This window comes from Acinetobacter sp. CFCC 10889 (assembly GCF_003268395.1).
Taxonomy (GTDB): domain Bacteria; phylum Pseudomonadota; class Gammaproteobacteria; order Pseudomonadales; family Moraxellaceae; genus Acinetobacter.
This window is the reverse complement of sequence record NZ_LQXQ01000008.1, coordinates 67,090-86,686: the sequence shown is the minus strand read 5'-3', so window position 1 is coordinate 86,686 and position 19,597 is coordinate 67,090. Positions and strand designations below refer to the sequence as shown.

General features: G+C 36.8%; 21 protein-coding genes and 1 pseudogene. 9 read left to right on the top strand and 13 right to left on the bottom strand.

From position 1 onward, the window contains the following. Positions 1-24: 24 nt before the first annotated feature. The 5 genes and pseudogenes from AVJ19_RS04575 to AVJ19_RS04555 all read right to left on the bottom strand — a co-directional run bounded on the left by AVJ19_RS04575 (position 25) and on the right by AVJ19_RS04555 (position 7,080). Complete coding sequence (locus tag AVJ19_RS04575) at positions 25-807, bottom strand: lysophospholipid acyltransferase family protein (protein WP_111858608.1); 783 nt, start codon at positions 805-807, stop codon at positions 25-27. Between the two features lie 207 nt (positions 808-1,014). Then, positions 1,015-2,130 (bottom strand): beta-ketoacyl-ACP synthase III, encoded by a 1,116-nt coding sequence (locus AVJ19_RS04570; protein WP_068972750.1) that lies wholly within the window; start codon positions 2,128-2,130, stop codon positions 1,015-1,017. Positions 2,131-2,177: 47 nt separating this feature from the next. Further along, positions 2,178-5,998, bottom strand: a pseudogene (gene hrpA, locus AVJ19_RS04565) (ATP-dependent RNA helicase HrpA). A gap of 93 nt (positions 5,999-6,091) precedes the next feature. Continuing rightward, the gene (locus AVJ19_RS04560) at positions 6,092-6,553 is read right to left on the bottom strand and encodes a hypothetical protein (protein WP_111858607.1); all 462 of its coding nucleotides are present in this window, start codon (positions 6,551-6,553) and stop codon (positions 6,092-6,094) included. Between the two features lie 92 nt (positions 6,554-6,645). Continuing rightward, positions 6,646-7,080 (bottom strand): hypothetical protein, encoded by a 435-nt coding sequence (locus AVJ19_RS04555; protein ID WP_111858606.1) that lies wholly within the window; start codon positions 7,078-7,080, stop codon positions 6,646-6,648. 346 nt (positions 7,081-7,426) lie between these two features. Here AVJ19_RS04555 and ahpC point away from each other — a divergent pair, with 346 nt between their 5' ends. After that, the gene (gene ahpC, locus AVJ19_RS04550) at positions 7,427-7,990 is read left to right on the top strand and encodes an alkyl hydroperoxide reductase subunit C (RefSeq protein WP_068972746.1); all 564 of its coding nucleotides are present in this window, start codon (positions 7,427-7,429) and stop codon (positions 7,988-7,990) included. 74 nt (positions 7,991-8,064) lie between these two features. On the opposite strand, the gene AVJ19_RS04545 is transcribed toward ahpC, so the two are convergent. The 3 genes from AVJ19_RS04545 to AVJ19_RS04535 all read right to left on the bottom strand — a co-directional run bounded on the left by AVJ19_RS04545 (position 8,065) and on the right by AVJ19_RS04535 (position 9,781). Further along, complete coding sequence (locus tag AVJ19_RS04545) at positions 8,065-8,421, bottom strand: VOC family protein (RefSeq protein ID WP_111858605.1); 357 nt, start codon at positions 8,419-8,421, stop codon at positions 8,065-8,067. Positions 8,422-8,497: 76 nt separating this feature from the next. Then, complete coding sequence (locus tag AVJ19_RS04540; protein ID WP_111858604.1) at positions 8,498-8,998, bottom strand: endonuclease V; 501 nt, start codon at positions 8,996-8,998, stop codon at positions 8,498-8,500. A gap of 18 nt (positions 8,999-9,016) precedes the next feature. Continuing rightward, positions 9,017-9,781, bottom strand: coding sequence for a hypothetical protein (locus AVJ19_RS04535; protein ID WP_111858603.1), 765 nt, complete (start codon positions 9,779-9,781; stop codon positions 9,017-9,019). 260 nt (positions 9,782-10,041) lie between these two features. Here AVJ19_RS04535 and AVJ19_RS04530 point away from each other — a divergent pair, with 260 nt between their 5' ends. Continuing rightward, positions 10,042-10,248 (top strand): KTSC domain-containing protein, encoded by a 207-nt coding sequence (locus AVJ19_RS04530; RefSeq protein ID WP_004721830.1) that lies wholly within the window; start codon positions 10,042-10,044, stop codon positions 10,246-10,248. A 61-nt stretch (positions 10,249-10,309) separates the two neighbouring features. On the opposite strand, the gene AVJ19_RS04525 is transcribed toward AVJ19_RS04530, so the two are convergent. From AVJ19_RS04525 to AVJ19_RS04510, 4 genes are all read right to left on the bottom strand, one after another. Next, positions 10,310-10,903 (bottom strand): O-methyltransferase, encoded by a 594-nt coding sequence (locus tag AVJ19_RS04525; RefSeq protein ID WP_111858602.1) that lies wholly within the window; start codon positions 10,901-10,903, stop codon positions 10,310-10,312. A 144-nt stretch (positions 10,904-11,047) separates the two neighbouring features. Beyond that, complete coding sequence (locus tag AVJ19_RS04520; RefSeq protein WP_111858623.1) at positions 11,048-11,263, bottom strand: DUF1653 domain-containing protein; 216 nt, start codon at positions 11,261-11,263, stop codon at positions 11,048-11,050. A 107-nt stretch (positions 11,264-11,370) separates the two neighbouring features. After that, a complete protein-coding gene (locus AVJ19_RS04515) occupies positions 11,371-11,727 on the bottom strand; it encodes a roadblock/LC7 domain-containing protein (protein WP_111858622.1) in 357 nt (118 codons plus the stop codon). 266 nt (positions 11,728-11,993) lie between these two features. Continuing rightward, complete coding sequence (locus AVJ19_RS04510) at positions 11,994-12,401, bottom strand: roadblock/LC7 domain-containing protein (RefSeq protein WP_111858601.1); 408 nt, start codon at positions 12,399-12,401, stop codon at positions 11,994-11,996. Positions 12,402-12,805: 404 nt separating this feature from the next. On the opposite strand from AVJ19_RS04510, the gene ahpF reads away from it, so the two are divergent. The 7 genes from ahpF (at position 12,806) to AVJ19_RS04475 (ending at position 18,478) form a co-directional block, all read left to right on the top strand. Then, a complete protein-coding gene (gene ahpF / locus AVJ19_RS04505; protein ID WP_111858600.1) occupies positions 12,806-14,371 on the top strand; it encodes an alkyl hydroperoxide reductase subunit F in 1,566 nt (521 codons plus the stop codon). Positions 14,372-14,547: 176 nt separating this feature from the next. Further along, entirely contained in the window at positions 14,548-14,892 is a 345-nt protein-coding gene (locus AVJ19_RS04500; RefSeq protein WP_111858599.1) for a hypothetical protein, read from the top strand. A gap of 122 nt (positions 14,893-15,014) precedes the next feature. Then, positions 15,015-15,716, top strand: a complete 702-nt coding sequence (locus AVJ19_RS04495; protein ID WP_111858598.1) for a VIT1/CCC1 transporter family protein — start codon at positions 15,015-15,017, stop codon at positions 15,714-15,716. 298 nt (positions 15,717-16,014) lie between these two features. Beyond that, positions 16,015-17,007, top strand: a complete 993-nt coding sequence (dusB, locus tag AVJ19_RS04490) for a tRNA dihydrouridine synthase DusB (RefSeq protein ID WP_416240568.1) — start codon at positions 16,015-16,017, stop codon at positions 17,005-17,007. A gap of 40 nt (positions 17,008-17,047) precedes the next feature. Beyond that, positions 17,048-17,485, top strand: coding sequence for a hypothetical protein (locus AVJ19_RS04485; protein WP_111858596.1), 438 nt, complete (start codon positions 17,048-17,050; stop codon positions 17,483-17,485). A 20-nt stretch (positions 17,486-17,505) separates the two neighbouring features. Continuing rightward, positions 17,506-17,946 carry a hypothetical protein gene (locus AVJ19_RS04480; protein WP_111858595.1) on the top strand — a complete coding sequence of 147 codons (441 nt, stop codon included), beginning with the start codon at positions 17,506-17,508 and terminating at the stop codon, positions 17,944-17,946. 25 nt (positions 17,947-17,971) lie between these two features. Beyond that, on the top strand, positions 17,972-18,478 hold the full coding sequence (locus tag AVJ19_RS04475) for a DinB family protein (RefSeq protein ID WP_111858621.1): 507 nt from the start codon (positions 17,972-17,974) through the stop codon (positions 18,476-18,478). Positions 18,479-18,514: 36 nt separating this feature from the next. Here AVJ19_RS04475 and AVJ19_RS04470 read toward each other — a convergent pair whose 3' ends face one another. Then, complete coding sequence (locus AVJ19_RS04470) at positions 18,515-19,558, bottom strand: NAD(P)H-dependent flavin oxidoreductase (protein ID WP_111858594.1); 1,044 nt, start codon at positions 19,556-19,558, stop codon at positions 18,515-18,517. Positions 19,559-19,597: the final 39 nt, after the last annotated feature.

The window sequence follows — 19,597 nt, the reverse complement described above, 5'->3', positions numbered from 1 at the left end:
CAATATTAAAATACAAAATTCTGATCATTTAGACGCTGCTATATCACTATCCCGAACCTGTTTTAAATTGTCTATTTCGGTATAAATCAACTGTTGCAGATCATCTCGAAATGCAATCATATCGTCCATCGTTTCAATCTGATCAATGGCTAAACGGGGCATAAATTTAAAATAAAACGGAATTCTTTTCGGGATAATATGCGTTGGAATCGAGGGAATGACTTCTCCCTGACGTAGAAAAGAACCTATTTTTTTATTGGACAATAATTTATTGAACCATTTTTGCTTTAACAATATATTGGCATCAAAACCTAACTCAAAAACTTCGTCTCCACCCAAAGCAACAAAGGGTGCAATGTCATAACCAAATTCTTGGGCTAATTTTAAAAAGCCAAAGCGCTGTTTCCAAATCAGTTGATATGCTTCACCTTTACGTTTAATCACTTCTCGTCCACCACCCGGAAAAACAAGGATGGAATAGCCTTGTCGCATGGCTTCTTTGGCATATTCTTGAATACCATCGACACCACCGACTCGCTTGACCACTTCTTTCCAAATCGGGAGATGAAAATGGATGTGATCCGCCAAACTCACCACTGCAATTTTATGTTCATTGAATAAGTAATCAATCAGAATCGGAGAATCCAACACACCATAAATGGTATGATTGCCGACATACATGGCAGGTTTTTGAGGGTCGAGATTTTCAGTACCGAGAAAAGTTGGTCGGAAATAATAGCGTTGTAAAGCACTGATCATTTTTATAATTTTTGAATTGTGCTGAATTTTTAATTCTTTTTGGGTCATGTTGTATCCCTACAAATTTTTATTTCAAATCCAAAAATTATCTCCCCTAGCCCCTCTTTAAAAAGAGGGGAATTTTACGTATCCGCTTACACTAAGTTGCGCGATACCCCTCCCTTTTTTAAAGGGAGGTTGGGAGGGATTATATTTCAAAACAGAAAATCCAAATTAACCGTTTTGATATTTATATTAGAGAAGAATTATGCAACATCAAACCACATGCTTCTGTACAAGAATCGAACCGACTGAATAGCCTGCACCAAATGAACACAGCACACCATATTCACCATCACTCACCTGATCGGCAGTACGATGCAATGCAATGATCACACCCGCAGAAGAAGTATTGGCAAACTCATCCAAAATGATTGGCACAAGATCAGGATCAGCTTCAGCAACTTCTTTACCCACGATCAATTTAAGAATCAATTCATTCATATTGGCATTGGCTTGGTGTAACCAAAAACGCTTCACATTTTCAGGTTGAATGCTGTTCTTTTCCAACTGTGTCGAAATGATTTTTGCCACCAATGGACACACTTCTTTAAACACTTTACGACCATCTTGACGGAATTGTTTATCGTCACGAGAAGTCAATTCTGAACCATTCAAGAAACCGAAGTTGTTACGGATATTGTTTGAAAATTGTGTGAATAAATGCGTATCTACAATTTCAAAACCTGATTTGCTGTCTGTCTCTTCAATGATTGAAGCTGTCGCCACATCACCAAAAATAAAGTGACAATCACGTGAACGATAGTCTGTATGACCAGACGTAATTTCCACATTTACAAGCAACACACGACGTGCGCCTGTTTTTACCGCATCATACGCTTGTTTCAAACCAAATGTTGCCGCAGAACACGCCACATTCATGTCATAAGCATAGCCTTGAATACCCAACGCAGTTTGAATTTCAACTGCAACCGCAGGATATGCACGTTGTAAATTTGAACAAGCCAAAATCACCACATCGATGTCTTCCGCAGTTACGCCTGCATTTTCCATCGCTTGTTTTGCTGCAATCACGCCCCATTCAGCTTGAATTGATAATTCTTCATCAGTACGTTCTTCAAGGCGTGGACGTAAACGATTAATATCCAGTACACCTGATTTTTCAATCACATAACGGCGTTTTACACCTGAAGCTTTTTCAATAAATTCTGCACTTGAACCACGACGAGCTGCAACTTCACCCGCTTCAATTTTCTCAGCATTTACGCTGTTAAATTGTTCCACATAAGCATTTAAACTTTCGACCAATTCTTCATTGGTAATCACTTCTTCAGGATGATAGAGACCTGTACCTGTAATACGGATGCCCATGTAAAACTCCTTTTCCAAATTTACAAATATTTCAAATTGTTTCTATTCTAACTGATTCCGAGCTTTTCCCAAACTTTTTGCAGTCGGGTTGGCGAAATCGGCATCTTGGTTTTCATCGGTTGAGAGAAGATCGAAATGCGTAATTCTTCAACCATAAAATACAGCTCTTTCAAACGATCATCATTTTTAAACTTAAACAGTTTATCCATCCACGGATCAATCTGTGCAATTGCATCATCATCTCGATTGAGATTATTGGGCAAACGCTCCAAACGCAAGATTAAAGCTTTCAAATAACGTGGATATTCCTGCCATACATCGGAAGATTTGCTATAGACAAAGTCAGATAAATTCATCAAATCCAATTGATCTTCCATGTCATCTATATTCTTGGCAAAGACATTTTGATCGACCATCAGTAACTTTTGGCGGATCTCTTGCCATTGAATATAAATTTCACTGATCAGACGCAATGCATCCTGACCATGAGACAGGAATTTTTGCTTGACGTCGATGACTAATTTGTCAAATTCTTCTGCATTAATCGGTAAATCTGTAATCGACATTTGCAAAGTGGCATAGACCAACATCTGTTCCAATTTCGCCTTATCACCCAATGGCGAATATGCCAAAGCCAAAGGTTTGGAAATTTGCTTTTTCAACTGACGAATCAAATCACCGAGTTGCATGTGAATCAAACGAATCACACCTTCACGATGTTGTTTAATGGCTTCATTTTGATCATTAAAAGTCTGAATCACAATGCCTGATTCATCTTTAGCATCGAGCTTAGCAAAGTCTTTGGTGGTAACAAGTGCTTGATATTGCTTGACCACCACACCTGTGACTTTTTGTGAAGCTTCAAAAACGAACTTGTCAGGGAATGTTTTAAATTCGCCTTTCAATTGCTTCACAGGGCTATGCGTTTCAGTACGACAACGCGCTTTCAATTCGCTTAAATCACGCCCTTTTTCAATCAACTTACCTTTTTCATCAATCACTTTGATCAATGGAATCAAATATTCTTCAATGCGTTCAAAAGAAAAATCTTTGGCAGAAATTTGTTCGCCACGCAACTGAAAGGCAAGGAAATCGAAAATGTGCGCATTTAAATGTTGTGCATCAACCGCTTTCATCAGCTTTTTAGCAGTATCAGGAATTGGTACAAGATTACGACGCTTATCTTTTGGCAAAGCTTTGAGTAAAGCTTCGATCAAATCTGAACGCCAACCCGGAATCCCCCACGACCAAATATTTTCATCCACTTGTGGCAAGCTTGCACAGGAATTTTAACCGTTGCGCCATCTTCATCATGACTTGGATCAAAACGATAACTTGCAGCCAAACGCAATTGACCATTATGTAAATAGTCAGGGAATTGCTGTGTAGTCGGACGATCATTCATCCACAACGCATCATCATCTACAAATAAATAACGTGGATTTTTCGGCTCTACAGTTGCACGCCAATCTTCAAAACTACGACGACTTGCGATTTCCGCAGGCACTTTCGAAGCATAGAATTGGTAAATGGTTTCTTCGTCCACCACCAAATCACGACGACGTAATTTATCCTCAACGCGTTCAACTTCTTCAAGTTTGAGTAAGTTATGTTTTAAAAATGGCGGCGTTGTTCCTAAGTTTCCTGTGGTCAGTGCGTCACGTAAGAAAATTTCATGTGCCGCAGGCTGATCGACCTTTTCATAATTGGTCGCACGCTTCGGCTCAATAATTAATCCGAATAATGAAATCTGATCATAGGCATTGACCACACCCGGCTTTTTCGCCCAATGCGGTTCAAAATAATGATGTTTTAATAAATTTGGAGCGGCTAATAAAATCCATTCAGGTTCAATTTTCGCCAAAGTTCGCAAATACACTTGCGAAGTTTCCACCATTTCAAATGCCATCACCCACGGCGTATTGGTTTTATGCAAGGTTGATGCAGGGAAAATTCGGGCTTTTTGCTGACGCACTGCCATAAATACATTGCGTTCATCGGTTTTATTGGCAATAAAAGACAATAATCCTGTCAATAAAGCACGATGCAGATTTTCATAATTGGCTTTCTTTTCATTAAAAGACAGCTTTAAACCTTGTGCTAAATCAAGCAATTGCTCATGGGTTTTTTTCCATTCACGTAGACGCAACCAACTTAAGAAATGCTGTTTTGCAAATGCACGGCGTTTATTTTCACTTAAATTTTCACGATTCTCAGTCAGTGTATTCCACAGTTTGATATAGAACAAAAAGTCTGAATCCGCTTCTTTAAACAACGCATGCTTTTGATCCGCTTGCATTTGTTTATCGGCAGGACGTTCACGCGGATCTTGTACCGCAAGTGCTGCAACAATAATCAAAACTTCATTCAACACACCAAAATGCGCACCGCCTAAAATCATCCGCGCAAGCCGTGGGTCAATCGGCATTTTCGCCATTTGTAGACCAATTTTAGTTAACTCATCTTTTTGCTCGTTATATGCCCCCAACTCAATCAGCAATTTACGACCATCATTCACCAAACGATGATCAGGAGGCTCGATAAAATCAAAAGATTCAACAGCACCCAAACCCAAACTTTGCATTTGCAGAATAACTGACGCTAAGTTAGTCCGTTTAATTTCAGGTTCAGTAAATTCAGGACGACTTTGGAAATCTTCCTCAGAATACAAACGTATACACACGCCGGGTGCAATACGACCACAACGTCCTTTACGCTGATTCGCTGCTGCCTGTGAAACGGCTTCAATCGGTAAACGCTGCACACGAGAACGATAATTATAACGTGAAATACGTGCAAAACCGCTATCAATCACATAACGAATATTCGGTACAGTTAAAGCTGTTTCCGCTACGTTAGTGGCAATAATAATGCGTCGTCCACCACCTGATGGATTAAAGATTTTCTGCTGTTCAGCAAGTGCTAAACGTGCATACAGTGGTAAAACTTGAGTATGCTTTGGACCAAATTTATGTAAAGTTTCCTGTAATTCTCGAATTTCTTGTTCGGTGCTTGCGAAAATCAAAATATCCGCATGTTCAGGATGACCTTTACTTTCCGCATCATGGAAACATTCTTCCACTGCCGATACCACTGCACGAGGTAGATTCTCTTCAAAATCATCGAAATCGTCATCATCACTGCCCCCAATCGTCAATTCTGAAATTGGGCGATAGACCACTTCTACAGGGAAACTACGCCCTTCCACTTCAAAAATCGGTGCGTTATTAAAGTATTGACTGAAACGATTTACATCCAACGTTGCAGAAGTAATGATAATTTTTAAATCAGGGCGTTTTTTAACGATTTGTTTTAAATAGCCCATGATGAAGTCGATATTCAGTGAACGCTCATGCGCTTCATCGATAATAATAGTGTCATATTTATTTAAATAACGGTCATTGGATAGCTCTGCAAGCAGAATACCATCCGTCATTAAACGGACGATTGAATCATTTGAACCTTGTTCATTAAAACGAACTTTAAAGGAAATAGATTCACCGAGTTTTTGCCCCACTTCTTCAGCAATACGTTGAGATACGCTACGAGCCGCCAAACGACGCGGTTGGGTATGACCAATCATGCCCGTTAAGCCACGCCCTGCAAGCATTGCAATTTGAGGAAGCTGTGTGGTTTTACCTGAACCTGTTTCCCCTGCCACAATAATAATTTGATTGTTTTGAATCGCTTCAATCAATTTATCTGCATATTGGGTTACAGGCAGGTCTTGATTCAGTTTAATGGTGGGTAAACTTGCAAAACGCTTTTTGACCTGATGATTGGATTTTTCGAATAATGCTTGAAATTTTTCAGGATTCGCCTCTTTGCCTTTTTTCAGCCGACTTAAACGATGACGATCCCGAACCATGACCAATTGATCGACATTGAACTGATTTGGCACAGATAGATTTTCCTAAAGATAAATTTTGAACGAAACATTTTACGCTGTCTGTCCAAAGAGTTAAAGTTTATTCTCTTGTGGAAGATAAAGATAAAGCAACACTGTCAATATAAAATACCAAAGTGCAAAGCACCACAGCAGCAAAAAATGGTTGTGGCATAATCGAATACTGTCATAAACAATCTTAAAACCTGAAGCATCAAAGAACATATTCAGTGGAATCATCAGGAAAAATAACGTAAAACCTGAAATGATAAGAAATTTAATTTTAGATTTTACAAAGCACAGTATCACCACACCAATCAAGCTGAATATTGCAACATAGACCATCAATACAGGTTCATCTGCACTGAATCCGTTCATCTCTGCAAAATAAAGAGGTTGTGTATGTCCTTTTGGAATCACACAAAATTGTCCGTTATTCCAAAAGGACATACATGCAAATATTGATGAAAGCAATAGACTGACGATTGCCATCTTTCGAATCCAGTCTGAACGCAGCAATAAAAGTTTTTCGATCATTTCAAAATATTGTTTCCTTTATTTTATTAACCTGTTTTTAAAATCAAGTTTTATGACTTACCAAGATCAGAGTCATCTATAAAGCATTTAGACTAGCTTTCTCGACAAATAAAAATCAAACTCAGCAAAATAAACATCATCTCACCAACAACATAGGTGAGAAGCCAATATTGCTGACAATGCACAATACTGTCGTAAATTATTTCGCTAAAAGAAGTAGTATCAAGTAACGCAACAACAAATAATTGCAAGAATGCATACAGCGCCAGCAGACCAACATACCAGCCACGATGGTAGGAGAACAATAACGGAAAAAACATCAGTAACCCTACAAATCCACTTGCACCAATCATGGCAGGATCATCCGCCGATGAACTTTGTAACTCACTGAAATAAGTCACCATCTTCGGACTGATATATTCATACACACATAAATCTGTTCCTGCATCATCTACCATGAATAAACAAACCGATGCGATCATCAAACAAAATACGGCAATACAACGAATAATCTGATCTACCCACATATATTGACGATTTTCCTGTTTTATTTATATTCCTTTGTGCCTTGTATCACACTACAGTGGTTAATTTTATATTTTTTTGTTTTTTCACCTTGAAAAAAGCACCTTTAACCTGCATGTTTATCACGACTTAAAATTTTGTTTTGTCATTCAGCGATCATGTTTTTAATGTTTTAATAACATGGAAATGATGCTGCATGAACAAAATGATTCATTGAAGAAATAGTGTTAAAATCTGACTGATTCGGATTTTCCGATATTAACCATGAAAAAATACTATTTCCCCAATAAGTAAAAATGCACTATTCTACTTTCAAATTAAAGACTAACCTCAATCATGGAGATAATGATGAGCTTGATTAATACTGAAGTTAAACCATTTAAAGCACAAGCTTTCCAAAACGGTCAATTCATCGAAGTTACTGAAGCTGATCTTAAAGGCAAATGGTCTGTAGTTTTCTTCTATCCTGCTGACTTCACTTTTGTTTGCCCAACTGAGCTTGGTGACCTTGCTGACAACTATGCTGAATTCCAAAAATTAGGCGTTGAAATCTACTCAGTTTCTACTGACACTCATTTCACTCACAAAGCTTGGCACGATTCTTCAGAAGAAATCAAAAAAATCCAATACGTAATGGTTGGTGATCCAACTTGGACTCTTGCTAAAAACTTTGAAGTATTAATCGAATCTGCTGGTCTTGCTGACCGTGGTACTTTCGTGATCGATCCAGAAGGTAAAATCCAAATCATCGAAATCAATGCTGGTGGTATTGGTCGTGATGCTTCTGAACTTCTTCGTAAAGTTAAAGCAGCTCAATACGTTCACGCTCACCCAGGTGAAGTATGTCCTGCTAAATGGAAAGAAGGCGAAGCGACTCTTGCTCCTTCTATCGACTTAGTTGGTAAAATCTAATTTGTAATTAGATCATACTGATTGAAAAACCACGCTTTTTAGCGTGGTTTTTTATTGGATGATTTCAAATGTACTCACTCAGACCAAATTGCCAGCTCATATCCATCCAAATCCTCAAAATGAAAACGGCGACCACCAGGAAAACTAAAAATTTCTTGCACAATCGTTGCTCCTGCATCTTTTACACGCTGTAAACTGCCTTCGAGATCATGGCTGTACAAAATGATCAGTGCCCCTCCACTACTTTTTACATTGTCAGATTGAGCAAAACCACCTTTTAAAGCCCCAGAATGAAACTCACAATACGCTGATCCAAAGTCAATAAAAGTCCAACCTAAGTGTTGATAAAAAGCTTTTGATTTTTGAATGTCTCTAACATTAAACTCAATATAATTGATTGCATTTCTTTGGTCACTCAGTGTTTGATCCATTTTTTCCAAACCTTTTTTTCACAATAAAAATTATTAAATAATTTTAATTTACAACAGTTTAATAAAGCTTAGATTATTATGGTATTGCTCTACTTAATCGGTCAACCTCTTTCAACAATTCAGGAATACGAAACTTCCCATACATATTTTCCACATGATTCTTGGCGACATCCAAATCAATTCCAATCGCAGTCACATATAAAGGCTTCTGACTTTGCCCTCGTAAAATTTCACAATATTTCGGCGTCCCTTTAAATTCATTTTTAGCTACACCAATCACAGGAATTTTACAGTCCAAGGCTTCATATAAATATTGCCCTAAACCATGATGCTGATCTTCTCCTAAGGTGACATAGCCATCTATTACAATGATCTCTATTGGTTCTTTGACCTCTTGCAACAATGCCAACAGACAAGGTAATTCACGCTTATAAAATTGCCCTGATTCATATTCAGCAATCTCTTGCACCTTAAGTGTATAAGTTTGAGCTGCTTTCGGACTCATCCAATTCTCAAAAACAACACCTGCCACATGTGCAAAATTTTCAGTATAAGCCACATCAAAAGCAATAATCATCTCATTCCTCATCTTGCTTTAAAATGCTGATTCTAAAGCCATATAACCAACCAACTGTAAAGGACTCGTCACTACATCAAAGGTAATTGCCAATGGCATCAATAGTGCCTTACCTGCAACTTGTTTATAATTAAATTGCTCAATGTTGTATTCCACTTCAAGCTTTATAGGATGATTAAATTTATGTGCGAGTTGTTGTTGATTCCGAACTGGATTTGCCACATATAAATCAATCAAAATTTGTCTAGAGCAGCGCAAGTTTTGCTGAATATATTCACACTGAAAACCCAAAGCTTGCATTTTGCTTTCTTCACCTTGCGTTAACTGCTTCAAAGGCTTATAAAAAATAAATCCGATTTCATCTTGTAAAGTCTTATGTTTGGTATTTTTTGAATCTTTCATAGTGACTTTAATTTTTTGTTCCAAGCTATAATTTATATGTTGACCATCCTCAGCCATTCCTAGTGATTTAAACTGCCCTACTTTTAAATAATTTAAATCTACTTCATGCAATATTTTTTGAAATAAATCAGTCTGTTTCGTATATTTTGCAGCAGGTTGAGTCAAATAACTATATTTTTCACCTACCACCACGACTGCATTTTCAAAACCTTGAATTGGGCTTTTTGCAGTTCCAATCGCAATCAAAGTATCTTCTAGTGCAATACCTGTTTTTGTTCCTGAACTTTTATAAGGATGTTCATTCATCAAGATCATAGTTGCGCAACCAGACAATACTATTGGCACTAAACTACATAACAACAAATTTTTAATTTTTAACATAGTGACTCTCTATTTTCTAAAATAATTTTAGCTATATGCGTTCGATCATGCAGTTTTATATATTTTTAAAGTTTGATCATGGAAATATTCAACAATACTCATGACATTATCGACAATATGCAAAAAAAGCATATCCATAGTCAAAAAATTACGTGATAAGTTACAAAACTGTAATACTTTCCAACATACAAATAGACTAAGTTCAAATCATACAGAGAAACAATTTTCTGTAAAATAATCAAAAATTTAAGGGGTTGCTTATGGGATCAATGATTACCGTGACTTCTTGGAAGTACAATGCTTCTTCACGGTATTTAAAAATTTTTTATAACAATGGTTCTGGTGAACTTTACCATCCTGTACCAGAATTTATTTACAATAACTTATTACGATGTAGTGATAAAACTGCTTTTGTACATAAATACTTAGAATACGATTTACATTTTAAACGACTCTCTATTTTATAATTTTAAATGCCTTATACAACATCAGGGAGCAATGCTCCCTGATTTAAACGTACAAATTTTCTTAGTTTTTAAATGTCACAATAAAAAGCCCTGCACCAATCGGTAATGTCGTTGTCATAAAACGTTGATCTTGTTTGACTTCAGAAATAAAACTTTTCACCTCTGCTGAATGTGAAATAACATTATCGACAATAAGTACACCACCTTGATTTTCAATCATATTTTGTAAATATTTCCAGTAATGTAAATAAGCATCACGCTCAGCATCTAACAAAATAAAATCATATTTTTCTTGGCATGTTTCTAAATAATGCTGCGCATCACCTACCCAGAAATCAATAATATGATCCACCTGCAACTCTTTCGCATAATCTTTTGCCTGTTGAGTGCGCTTTTCATCAATTTCAAGGGTAGTGACTCTCCCACCCGTGACTAGAGCGGCATCAGCCAACCACAGTGTGGAGTAACCTGTCGAAGTCCCAATCTCTAAAATTCTTTTTGATTGTTGCACCCGAATCTGCATGGCTAAGAATAAAGCCGACTCTGGTTCAATATTACGATAACGTTTAATACGATCACATTGCGTGGCATCAAATTTGATAAAGGACTGGTATAACTCATTTAATCGCTGTAAAAATGGGCTACTCAAACTCATATTCAGATCATCCTCATCGTTTCTATTTCTATTATTTCAGTTGTTTACGTCATTCCTATGACAACTGTACGCCATACACACTGTTTTATAAATCTATGCATCCCTTTAAACATCATATTTAGATTTGAATAAAATATCTCAAAATTAAACTTCATGTAAAAATTCAAAACGAGGAACAATTTGACCATTTTCCAATGTTACAGTTTCAACAAACATATCCAACGGTCTTACCCAAATCGAATAATCATCATATAAACATTGATAAACAACTAATTTTTCTCGTGTTTCACTATGCTGTGCAACATATAACACTTGATATAAATGACCTTTATAGTGACGATAAATACCTTGTTTCACAATATACAACTACTTCATCTCAAAAATATCAGTATAAAGTTAAGCTTTGCGCCACACAAATTTTAATCACAAAAAATCCGCTGTGACAGCGGATTTTTTGCATTTTTGAATTAAGAAAAATCTAATTCTTTTTCGAAGCCTTTTAACTCGTGACGAGCCATTGCTAGGTTTGATTTAGAACGCTCTAGAACCAAGTAAAGGAATAAATGTTCATTTGACTCTAAAGGACGGATGATGTGATATTGTTTACCTAAAGTAATCAAAATATCTTCAATTTGGTCATCTAATTTCAATGCTTTTGCAACTTTACGCTTAGCACGAACAACTTCTGTGTTACCAGCAGCAGCTAATTCTAAATCGATACCAGTACCTGCAGTTGCAAGTGATAAACCACTTTCACTGTCAACCAGTGCAGCACAAACAAAACCATCGATATCTGATAAAGGTTCTAAAGTAATACGAGCCATAGGATTCCCCATTGTTTTCTTGTTTAACATGTTATTTTGCTTTAATTATATCGTTAAATATAACTAAAACGATTCGCCTCTCGATCTTAAAATCGAGTCCTTGCTTAAAAACTAATATTGAGTTTCTTTATTCTCATCCACCTCAATATTAAATTTTTATCTCTACTTAATTTTTTACTAATATATCAATATATAACCATCTGTATATAGTTTATTTTGATATATTTTTAATTTACATTATCTTTAACATAAATCTTTAAAAAAACTTAATATTTTACCAAACTATCAACTGTTACTTTAGTTTCATACAACATCTGTCCAATTAAAATATCTTTAGATGTTAATGCAACTAAGACCATCGGATATTTAGCATGTGGAACTGCTGTAAGTAAAGCCTTGCCATTTTCTGCATCAAGTGTAATGGTTTGACAACCGATTAAATTAATTTCAGAAATAAAGGCTGTTACCATTGCTAATATTGAGCTACTGACAGCTGCAATCTTACTTGAGTTTGCTACATTTTTTTTGTTTGCCAATGCTATTTCAAAACCATCTGAAGAACATAACATCACAAAATCAACACCAGAAACGCTATTTAGCAATTCTCTGATTTTTTGTTCCCCATATTTCACAAAGTCGTCTGGAATTTTTCTTGATAGATTTACATCTAACATGATCCACCTATAAATTTATTTAAATTAATACACTTTTCATAGATTAATTTTCTATGATCAAGGGATCAATTTATTATCAGCCCCAATTGATGTGAAATATATCACATATTTTATAATTTAAAATATATTTATCACACATTATTCAGTAAATTTCAGCTATTTCTTACTGTATTCTACAACTTCATTAAAATAAATTAATCTATTTTTCTACTTTTCTAATGCAATTATTTAGAAGAAGTAAATAAATATTATTTTATTGCTACTCACTTATATAAAATTAAAACGCCGTTAAAATAAAATCGAAAAAACAGATCATTAAAATAAAAACAAACTGTTTTACCTGTTATTAATTTTAGCTTACTATAGCCTCAATGAATAAATTTACTCCCTTGGAGATTGTTAGCATGTTAGATACAAATACTTCTGCTCAATTAAAAACATTGTTAGAACGTCTTGAAAGCCCAATCGAAATTGTTGCTTCTTTAAATGGCACTGAAAAATCAGACAAAATTAAAGAATTAGTCACTGAGGTTGCTGCACTTTCAGACCAAGTGACTGCACGTTTTGATGGCGAAAATGGTCGTAAACCAAGCTTTGGTATCGCTAAAGTCGGGGAACAACCTCGCGTATTCTTTGCTGGCTTGCCAATGGGGCATGAATTTACCTCTTTGATTCTTGCATTATTACAAGTGTCTGGTTATGCGCCAAAAGTCTCAGATGAAATTTTAGCGCAAATCAAAGGCTTGAACTTAACTGCAAACTTTGACGTATTTGTCTCTTTAAGCTGCCATAACTGTCCTGATGTCGTTCAAGCATTGAACTTAATTGCAATCAATAATCCAGGTACGACAGCAACCATGATTGATGGTGCATTCTTCCAAGACGAAGTTGAAGAACGCAAAATCATGGCAGTACCGATGGTATTCCAAAATGGTGAACATATCGGTCAAGGTCGCATGACTTTGGAAGAAATTGTAGCGAAACTGGACAGCGGTGCTGCTGCAAAAGATGCTGAAAAGCTTAATGCCAAAGAAGCATTTGATGTGTTGGTGATTGGTGGTGGACCTGCGGGTGCAACTTCTGCTGTCTATGCAGCACGTAAAGGTATTCGTACAGGAATTGTGGCAGAACGTTTTGGCGGTCAAGTCATGGATACCATGGACATTGAAAACTTTATTTCAGTGCAAAAAACCCAAGGTCCAAAATTTGCAGCAGATATGGAAGCACATGTACGTGAGTATGGTGTCGACATCATGAACTTACAACGTGTGAAAAACATTGTTGGTGCAGATCAGACAGCCAATGGTTTGGTAGAAGTTGAACTTGAAAATGGTGCAAAACTTGAATCAAAAACCATCATCTTATCAACGGGTGCTCGTTGGAGAGAAATGAATGTACCGGGTGAGAAAGAGTATAAAACACGTGGTGTTGCTTACTGCCCGCACTGTGATGGTCCATTATTTAAAGGTAAACGTGTTGCAGTGATTGGTGGTGGTAACTCAGGTGTTGAAGCTGCGATTGACCTTGCAGGGATTGTAGAACATGTGACTTTGGTTGAATTTGATACCAAATTACGTGCTGACCAAGTACTTCAAGACAAATTGAACAGTTTGCCAAATACCACTGTAATCATGAATGCACTTTCTACGGAAGTGGTTGGTGATGGTTCACAAGTAACTGCATTGAAATACAAAGATCGTGCAACAGATACAGAACATCAAGTTGAACTTGCAGGGATCTTTGTACAAATTGGTTTATTACCAAATACAGATTTCTTAAAAGAAACCGCTGTAGAACTTTCAAACCGTAATGAAATTGTAGTTAATGATCGCAACGAAACCAATGTTAAAGGTGTATTTGCAGCAGGTGACTGTACTACAGTGCCTTATAAACAAATCATTATTGCTTCTGGTGAGGGTGCAAAAGCGGCATTGTCTGCATTTGATTATATGATTCGTTCTGGACAATAATATTTCCCAGACATAACGATTCTTCCGATTTACACATGGCTCTTTATTTTTCGAAATAAAGGGCTTTCTATTTTTCTATCTGAAGTAACAATTTTTAATATTTTTTTCTCATTATTTTGTTTATATTGAAAATATCCGCCTTTGGATGAAAAATAATAGGTTAAAAGGTAAAATAAATGAATAAATTAGTTGTTGCTTTAGGTCTTGCTGCTACCGTTGCTCTTGTAGGCTGTAATAAAGACAAAGCGCCTGAAACAGGCGCTACGACTGGCGAACACATTGAAAATGCTGCTGAACAAGCAGGTCATGATGTTGCTAATGCAACTGAAAATGCTGCAAATGCAACAGCAACTGCGGTAGACAATGCAGCAAGTGCGACTGTTGATGCTGCAAATACTGCTGCAACTGCGACAGCAACTGCTGCTGATGCAACTGTAGAGGCTGCGAAAGATGCAACCGTTGCAACCGCAGGTGCTGTTGAGCAAGGTGCTGCAAATGTTAAAGAAGCTGCTAAAAACTAAGATCATATAATAAATAAAGAAACTCCTTCGGGAGTTTTTTTATACGAAAAGCTAAGTAAAGTATTTGATTTTTGTCAATATCCTACTATATTGATAAGAATACTTCTCATTTAAAAACCACTATGACACATCTTCCCCATCACGAACATCATTTAATGCAACGTGCAGGTTGGCTACGTGCAGCAGTTTTAGGGGCAAATGATGGCATTATTTCTGTGACAAGTTTAGTGGTAGGAATGGCTGCAAGTGGTGCATCGGCACAGACGCTCTTTATTACCTGTATTGCAGGTTTAATTTCTGGTGCAACTTCGATGGCAGCAGGTGAATATATTTCCGTTAAATCCCAATCCGATATTGAAGAAGCAGATTTAGCTGTTGAAGCACGAGAATTAGCCAAGAATCCACACCATGAACTCAAAGAACTGACCCATATTTATATACAACGAGGCTTAACACCTGAGCTTGCACATCAAGTTGCTGTACAATTGACGGAAAAAGATGCACTCGAAGCGCATGCAAGAGATGAAATTGGTATTAATGAAATAACAACAGCAAAACCCTTACAAGCCGCTGGCTCATCTGCACTCTCTTTTTCACTCGGTGCACTCTGCCCGATGCTTGCCATATTACTGAGCCCTGAGCAATGGATGGCACAAATTGTGATGGCTGTTGGAACTCTTTCTTTAGCAATTCTAGGCGCATTATCTAGTTATTTTGCAGGTACTTCAATGTTACGAGGGAGTATCCGTGTAACGGTTTGGGGACTGATTGCCATGTTCTTTGCCATGTGGATCGGCTCTTTATTTGATGTAAATCCGATATAGCGATATGTAAGAATGTAGAACATCATAAATTACTGCAAAATTTTTCACACAAGCCCTGCTGCAAGATTTAAAATACCCGAATCTACGAGTTCTCCACATTTGGTGACTTGATACATTTTTGCGCTGTTTACATAACGCTTTAAATCACGTCTTGATCATAAAAAATGATATTTTTTGCAACGCGAAAAATCATATCAATCATCAAGATTTGTAGATTGAACAGACGTTAAATGAGGTTATAAAGTTGAGTCAACATCAGGTCATTCAAGACTTATTTGATCGATCAAAGCATGCTCCTATATTTGTTGCACCAATGGCAGGTGTGACGGATCGTCCATTTAGAACATTGTGTAAATACTTTGGTGCAGGACATGCAGTCAGTGAAATGATGACCTCTGACCAAACTTTACGCATGAGCAAAAAAAGTTTGTATCGTGCCAATTTTGAGGGTGAACTCGCCCCAATTTCAGCACAAATCGCAGGTTCAGAACCTGAACAATTGGCTGAGGCAGCACGATATCAAGTGTCTAATGGTGCACAAATTGTCGACATTAATATGGGCTGTCCTGCCAAAAAAGTCTGCAATAAACTCGCAGGCTCGGCACTGCTTAAAGATGAAGATTTGGTTGCACGAATTTTGGATACGGTGGTTGCTGCGGTGGATGTTCCTGTAACATTAAAAACCCGTTTGGGCTTTTTAAATGGTCATGAAAATATTATGCGAGTTGCCAAACGTGCAGAAGAAGCAGGCATTGCAGCGCTCGCTTTACATGGACGTACCCGTGAAGATATGTATTTAAATACAGCACGTTATAGCTTAATTAAAGAAGTTAAAAGTATGCTGTCGATCCCTGTAATTGCCAATGGTGACATTGACAGTCCTGAAAAAGCCAAATATGTGTTGGATTATACAGGTGCAGATGCGGTGATGATCGGGCGTGCAGCACAAGGTCGTCCGTGGATTTTCCGTGAAATTGCACATTATTTGGAAACAGGTGAGCATTTGGCAGCACCTGATATTCAGGAAGTGAAAGAGGTACTCCTTGGGCATTTGTCTGAATTATATGGCTTTTATGGGGAATACTCAGGTTGTCGTATCGCTCGCAAACATATTGCGTGGTATACCAAAGGCTTACGCTCAAGTAATGAATTCCGCCAAAATATGTATAGGGTCGAAAGTACCGCAGATCAAGCCAAAGTGGTTGAAAGTTATTTTGATCATTTACTTGAACAAGGTCATATTATGAGTGATGTGCAAGTTGAGAATGTAAATTTGCTGGAAACAAAATGATTTATGAACAAACATTTAAAGTTTAACAAATAGGAAATTAATGAACTTAAGGAAATTTCATAATTGGTTAAAAAATAATACTGGCATCAAGGTGATCTATGAAGTATTCATAGTTGATCTTGATACAGACGGGCTATGTCCTAAAAAAAATCATTGTATCCAAGAGTTGATATTTAAAATCAATGAAAATTTTTGGTTTATTTCCGTTAATCATGAATATGATGATATTGATATAAAAATAAGAAAAAAACTTCCGATTAAGTATGAAAAGTGGAGAACTAACTTAATTTTTACAAATTTGATTGGAGCACATGTTGAGCAAGTTTTTATAGGATTTAATTTTAATTTATACACCGACTCAATGAAGCTAAAAATTATTGACAATGAAAATGAAAACTTGATTGGAGTGTTAAGTTTACATGCATTATCTGATATATATTATCAGTTTAGAGCTGATGGATTAGACAGGTATTTATAAAATTATTTAGGGAGTAAATTATGGATGCTCTAGATTTTCAAAATTGGTTATATAAAGTTCCTGAAGATAAATTATATATTGAAAATATATTTGTTGTTGACCCAAATGAAGAAAAATCGAATGTAGATAAAATTGTTTTTCAAATTCATAATAAATTTTGGATTATCACCGCCAATCAAACTGAAAATGAGCTTAGATTTGAGCTGAGCACTAATATTTGTGATTTATTTCCTGAATTACAGACAACTAAGTTTTTTGACCAATTTGTTCGATATTCTATTTGGTTATTTAGTCTACTTGATAATGAGCGGGGAAAAACTGTTGGGATTAAAATTCCTCTTTGGGATAGTTCTATAAATGAGGGGGGTAGCAGGAAGAAGGCAAAATTAAATATTTATGCCTATAAAGGGGAATTATACTATGAATATAGTGATGAAGGACTGGATGCTTTGATCTTATAAATTGGAAATGGATGAAACTTTTTTAATGAATAAAACCACTTTTCAACTTCTTGCCGAATACAATCTATGGGCGACACGGCGTTTGGTTCAACATTTGGAAAATATCTCAGAGGCAGATTTTCACCAAGATGCAGGACTGTATTTTAAAAGTATCGCAGGAACTTTAAATCATTTATTGTTGGGTGAGCATACGCTGTGGTATGCACGTTTTAAACAGGGTATATCACCGATTCTATCTTTAGAAACGATTTTACATACAGAAAAACAGCCATTATTAAATGATTTAGTTCAAAAATCACATAATTGGATTGACTTTGTACATGGCTTAGATGAGACAAAACTCACAGGAAATCTAAACTATCAACGGGCATCAGGTGCGCAGATGTGTTTGCCTTATGCAGCAACTTTATTACATGTGTTTAATCACGGTACACATCATCGTGGACAGGTTACAGCAGCCATGACGGCTTTGGGGTATGAATGCCCTGAATTGGATTTGGTCTATATGTTGGCAGAACAACATCAGGCTTAAATTCATTTAAACCTGATGTTAAAAAGATTTATTTAATTAATACTGATTCATTTCTACAACCAACTGATTAATCAAATCTTGCGCTTCAAGCTGACGAATTTGAGCAACATTTGAACCTGCCCAAAAAGCCCCATAACCTACCTCGCCATTTTGAACAGCTAAAGCATTTAACTGCTTCGCCAAATCATAAGCATAAGGATAAGGTGCAACTTGAGGACGATCAGGCAAATCAATAAATGAAGCCCATTGGTTAATTAAACCACGTGCAGGACGACCTGAAATACTCGCCGTGATTTGAGTGATCGGATGATCAAATAAGGCTTTGCGATACGCTGCATTGGCATTGGAGCTTTTACATTGCACAAAAGCTGTGCCGAGCTGTACCGCATCTGCACCTGCATTTAAGGCTTGTTTGGCTTGCTGACCATTCATGATTCCCCCCGCAGCCACCACAGGAGTTTGACAATACTTTTTAATCAGTTGAATCAGGTCCAAAGTTTTGATTGCACCATCCAAATCAGGATTAAAAATCCCACGATGTCCACCTGCTTCCACACCTTGCGCAATGATCAGGTCAATGCCTGCTGCCTCAATAGCTTTGGCTTCAGCAAGATTGGTCGCAGAAACCATCGTGATAATTCCTGCATCTTTTAATTTCTGAATTTGATCCGCATGCGGAATACCAAAGTGAAAACTGACCGCTTTGGGCTGTGTTTCCAACACTAAATTTAAAAAATCATCATTGTCCAAAAAACTTGGGTAAATACATTTCAAATCTTGAGGTACATCTGCATGAAACTTGGCAAATTCAGGTTTTAAATGCTCAATCCATGCTTGATTTGCAGTTTCATTCAACGCTTCAGGCTGATGGCAAAAGAAGTTCACCTGAAAGGGTTGATCAGTCAATTCTTGAGTTTTTAAAATTTGTTCACGGGCAGCACTGACAGAACTTGCACCTAAACCCAATGAACCAAGCCCCCCTTGATTGGAAACTTCTGCTGCCAATTCAGGGGTGGAGACACCTGCCATCGGTGCAAGGAAAATAGGATGTTTAATGTTTAAAAGATCGAAAATGGACATGGCTGAGCTTCCGTTCAATGATATTTTTACTTTGCCTAA

Bases quoted from the DNA above. Each gene is read 5' to 3' on its own strand.
- AVJ19_RS04570 (WP_068972750.1), bottom strand. From the start codon at position 2,130: ATGGGCATCCGTATTACAGGTACAGGTCTCTATCATCCTGAAGAAGTG.
- AVJ19_RS04470 (WP_111858594.1), bottom strand. From the start codon at position 19,558: ATGTCCATTTTCGATCTTTTAAACATTAAACATCCTATTTTCCTTGCA.
- ahpC (WP_068972746.1), top strand. From the start codon at position 7,427: ATGAGCTTGATTAATACTGAAGTTAAACCATTTAAAGCACAAGCTTTC.
- AVJ19_RS04555 (WP_111858606.1), bottom strand. From the start codon at position 7,080: ATGTGGGTAGATCAGATTATTCGTTGTATTGCCGTATTTTGTTTGATG.
- AVJ19_RS04495 (WP_111858598.1), top strand. From the start codon at position 15,015: ATGACACATCTTCCCCATCACGAACATCATTTAATGCAACGTGCAGGT.
- AVJ19_RS04575 (WP_111858608.1), bottom strand. From the start codon at position 807: ATGACCCAAAAAGAATTAAAAATTCAGCACAATTCAAAAATTATAAAA.
- AVJ19_RS04485 (WP_111858596.1), top strand. From the start codon at position 17,048: ATGAACTTAAGGAAATTTCATAATTGGTTAAAAAATAATACTGGCATC.
- AVJ19_RS04510 (WP_111858601.1), bottom strand. From the start codon at position 12,401: ATGTTAGATGTAAATCTATCAAGAAAAATTCCAGACGACTTTGTGAAA.
- AVJ19_RS04515 (WP_111858622.1), bottom strand. From the start codon at position 11,727: ATGGCTCGTATTACTTTAGAACCTTTATCAGATATCGATGGTTTTGTT.
- AVJ19_RS04560 (WP_111858607.1), bottom strand. From the start codon at position 6,553: ATGATCGAAAAACTTTTATTGCTGCGTTCAGACTGGATTCGAAAGATG.
- AVJ19_RS04545 (WP_111858605.1), bottom strand. From the start codon at position 8,421: ATGGATCAAACACTGAGTGACCAAAGAAATGCAATCAATTATATTGAG.
- ahpF (WP_111858600.1), top strand. From the start codon at position 12,806: ATGTTAGATACAAATACTTCTGCTCAATTAAAAACATTGTTAGAACGT.
- AVJ19_RS04530 (WP_004721830.1), top strand. From the start codon at position 10,042: ATGGGATCAATGATTACCGTGACTTCTTGGAAGTACAATGCTTCTTCA.
- AVJ19_RS04540 (WP_111858604.1), bottom strand. From the start codon at position 8,998: ATGATTATTGCTTTTGATGTGGCTTATACTGAAAATTTTGCACATGTG.
- AVJ19_RS04475 (WP_111858621.1), top strand. From the start codon at position 17,972: ATGAATAAAACCACTTTTCAACTTCTTGCCGAATACAATCTATGGGCG.
- AVJ19_RS04480 (WP_111858595.1), top strand. From the start codon at position 17,506: ATGGATGCTCTAGATTTTCAAAATTGGTTATATAAAGTTCCTGAAGAT.
- AVJ19_RS04500 (WP_111858599.1), top strand. From the start codon at position 14,548: ATGAATAAATTAGTTGTTGCTTTAGGTCTTGCTGCTACCGTTGCTCTT.
- AVJ19_RS04525 (WP_111858602.1), bottom strand. From the start codon at position 10,903: ATGAGTTTGAGTAGCCCATTTTTACAGCGATTAAATGAGTTATACCAG.
- AVJ19_RS04535 (WP_111858603.1), bottom strand. From the start codon at position 9,781: ATGTTAAAAATTAAAAATTTGTTGTTATGTAGTTTAGTGCCAATAGTA.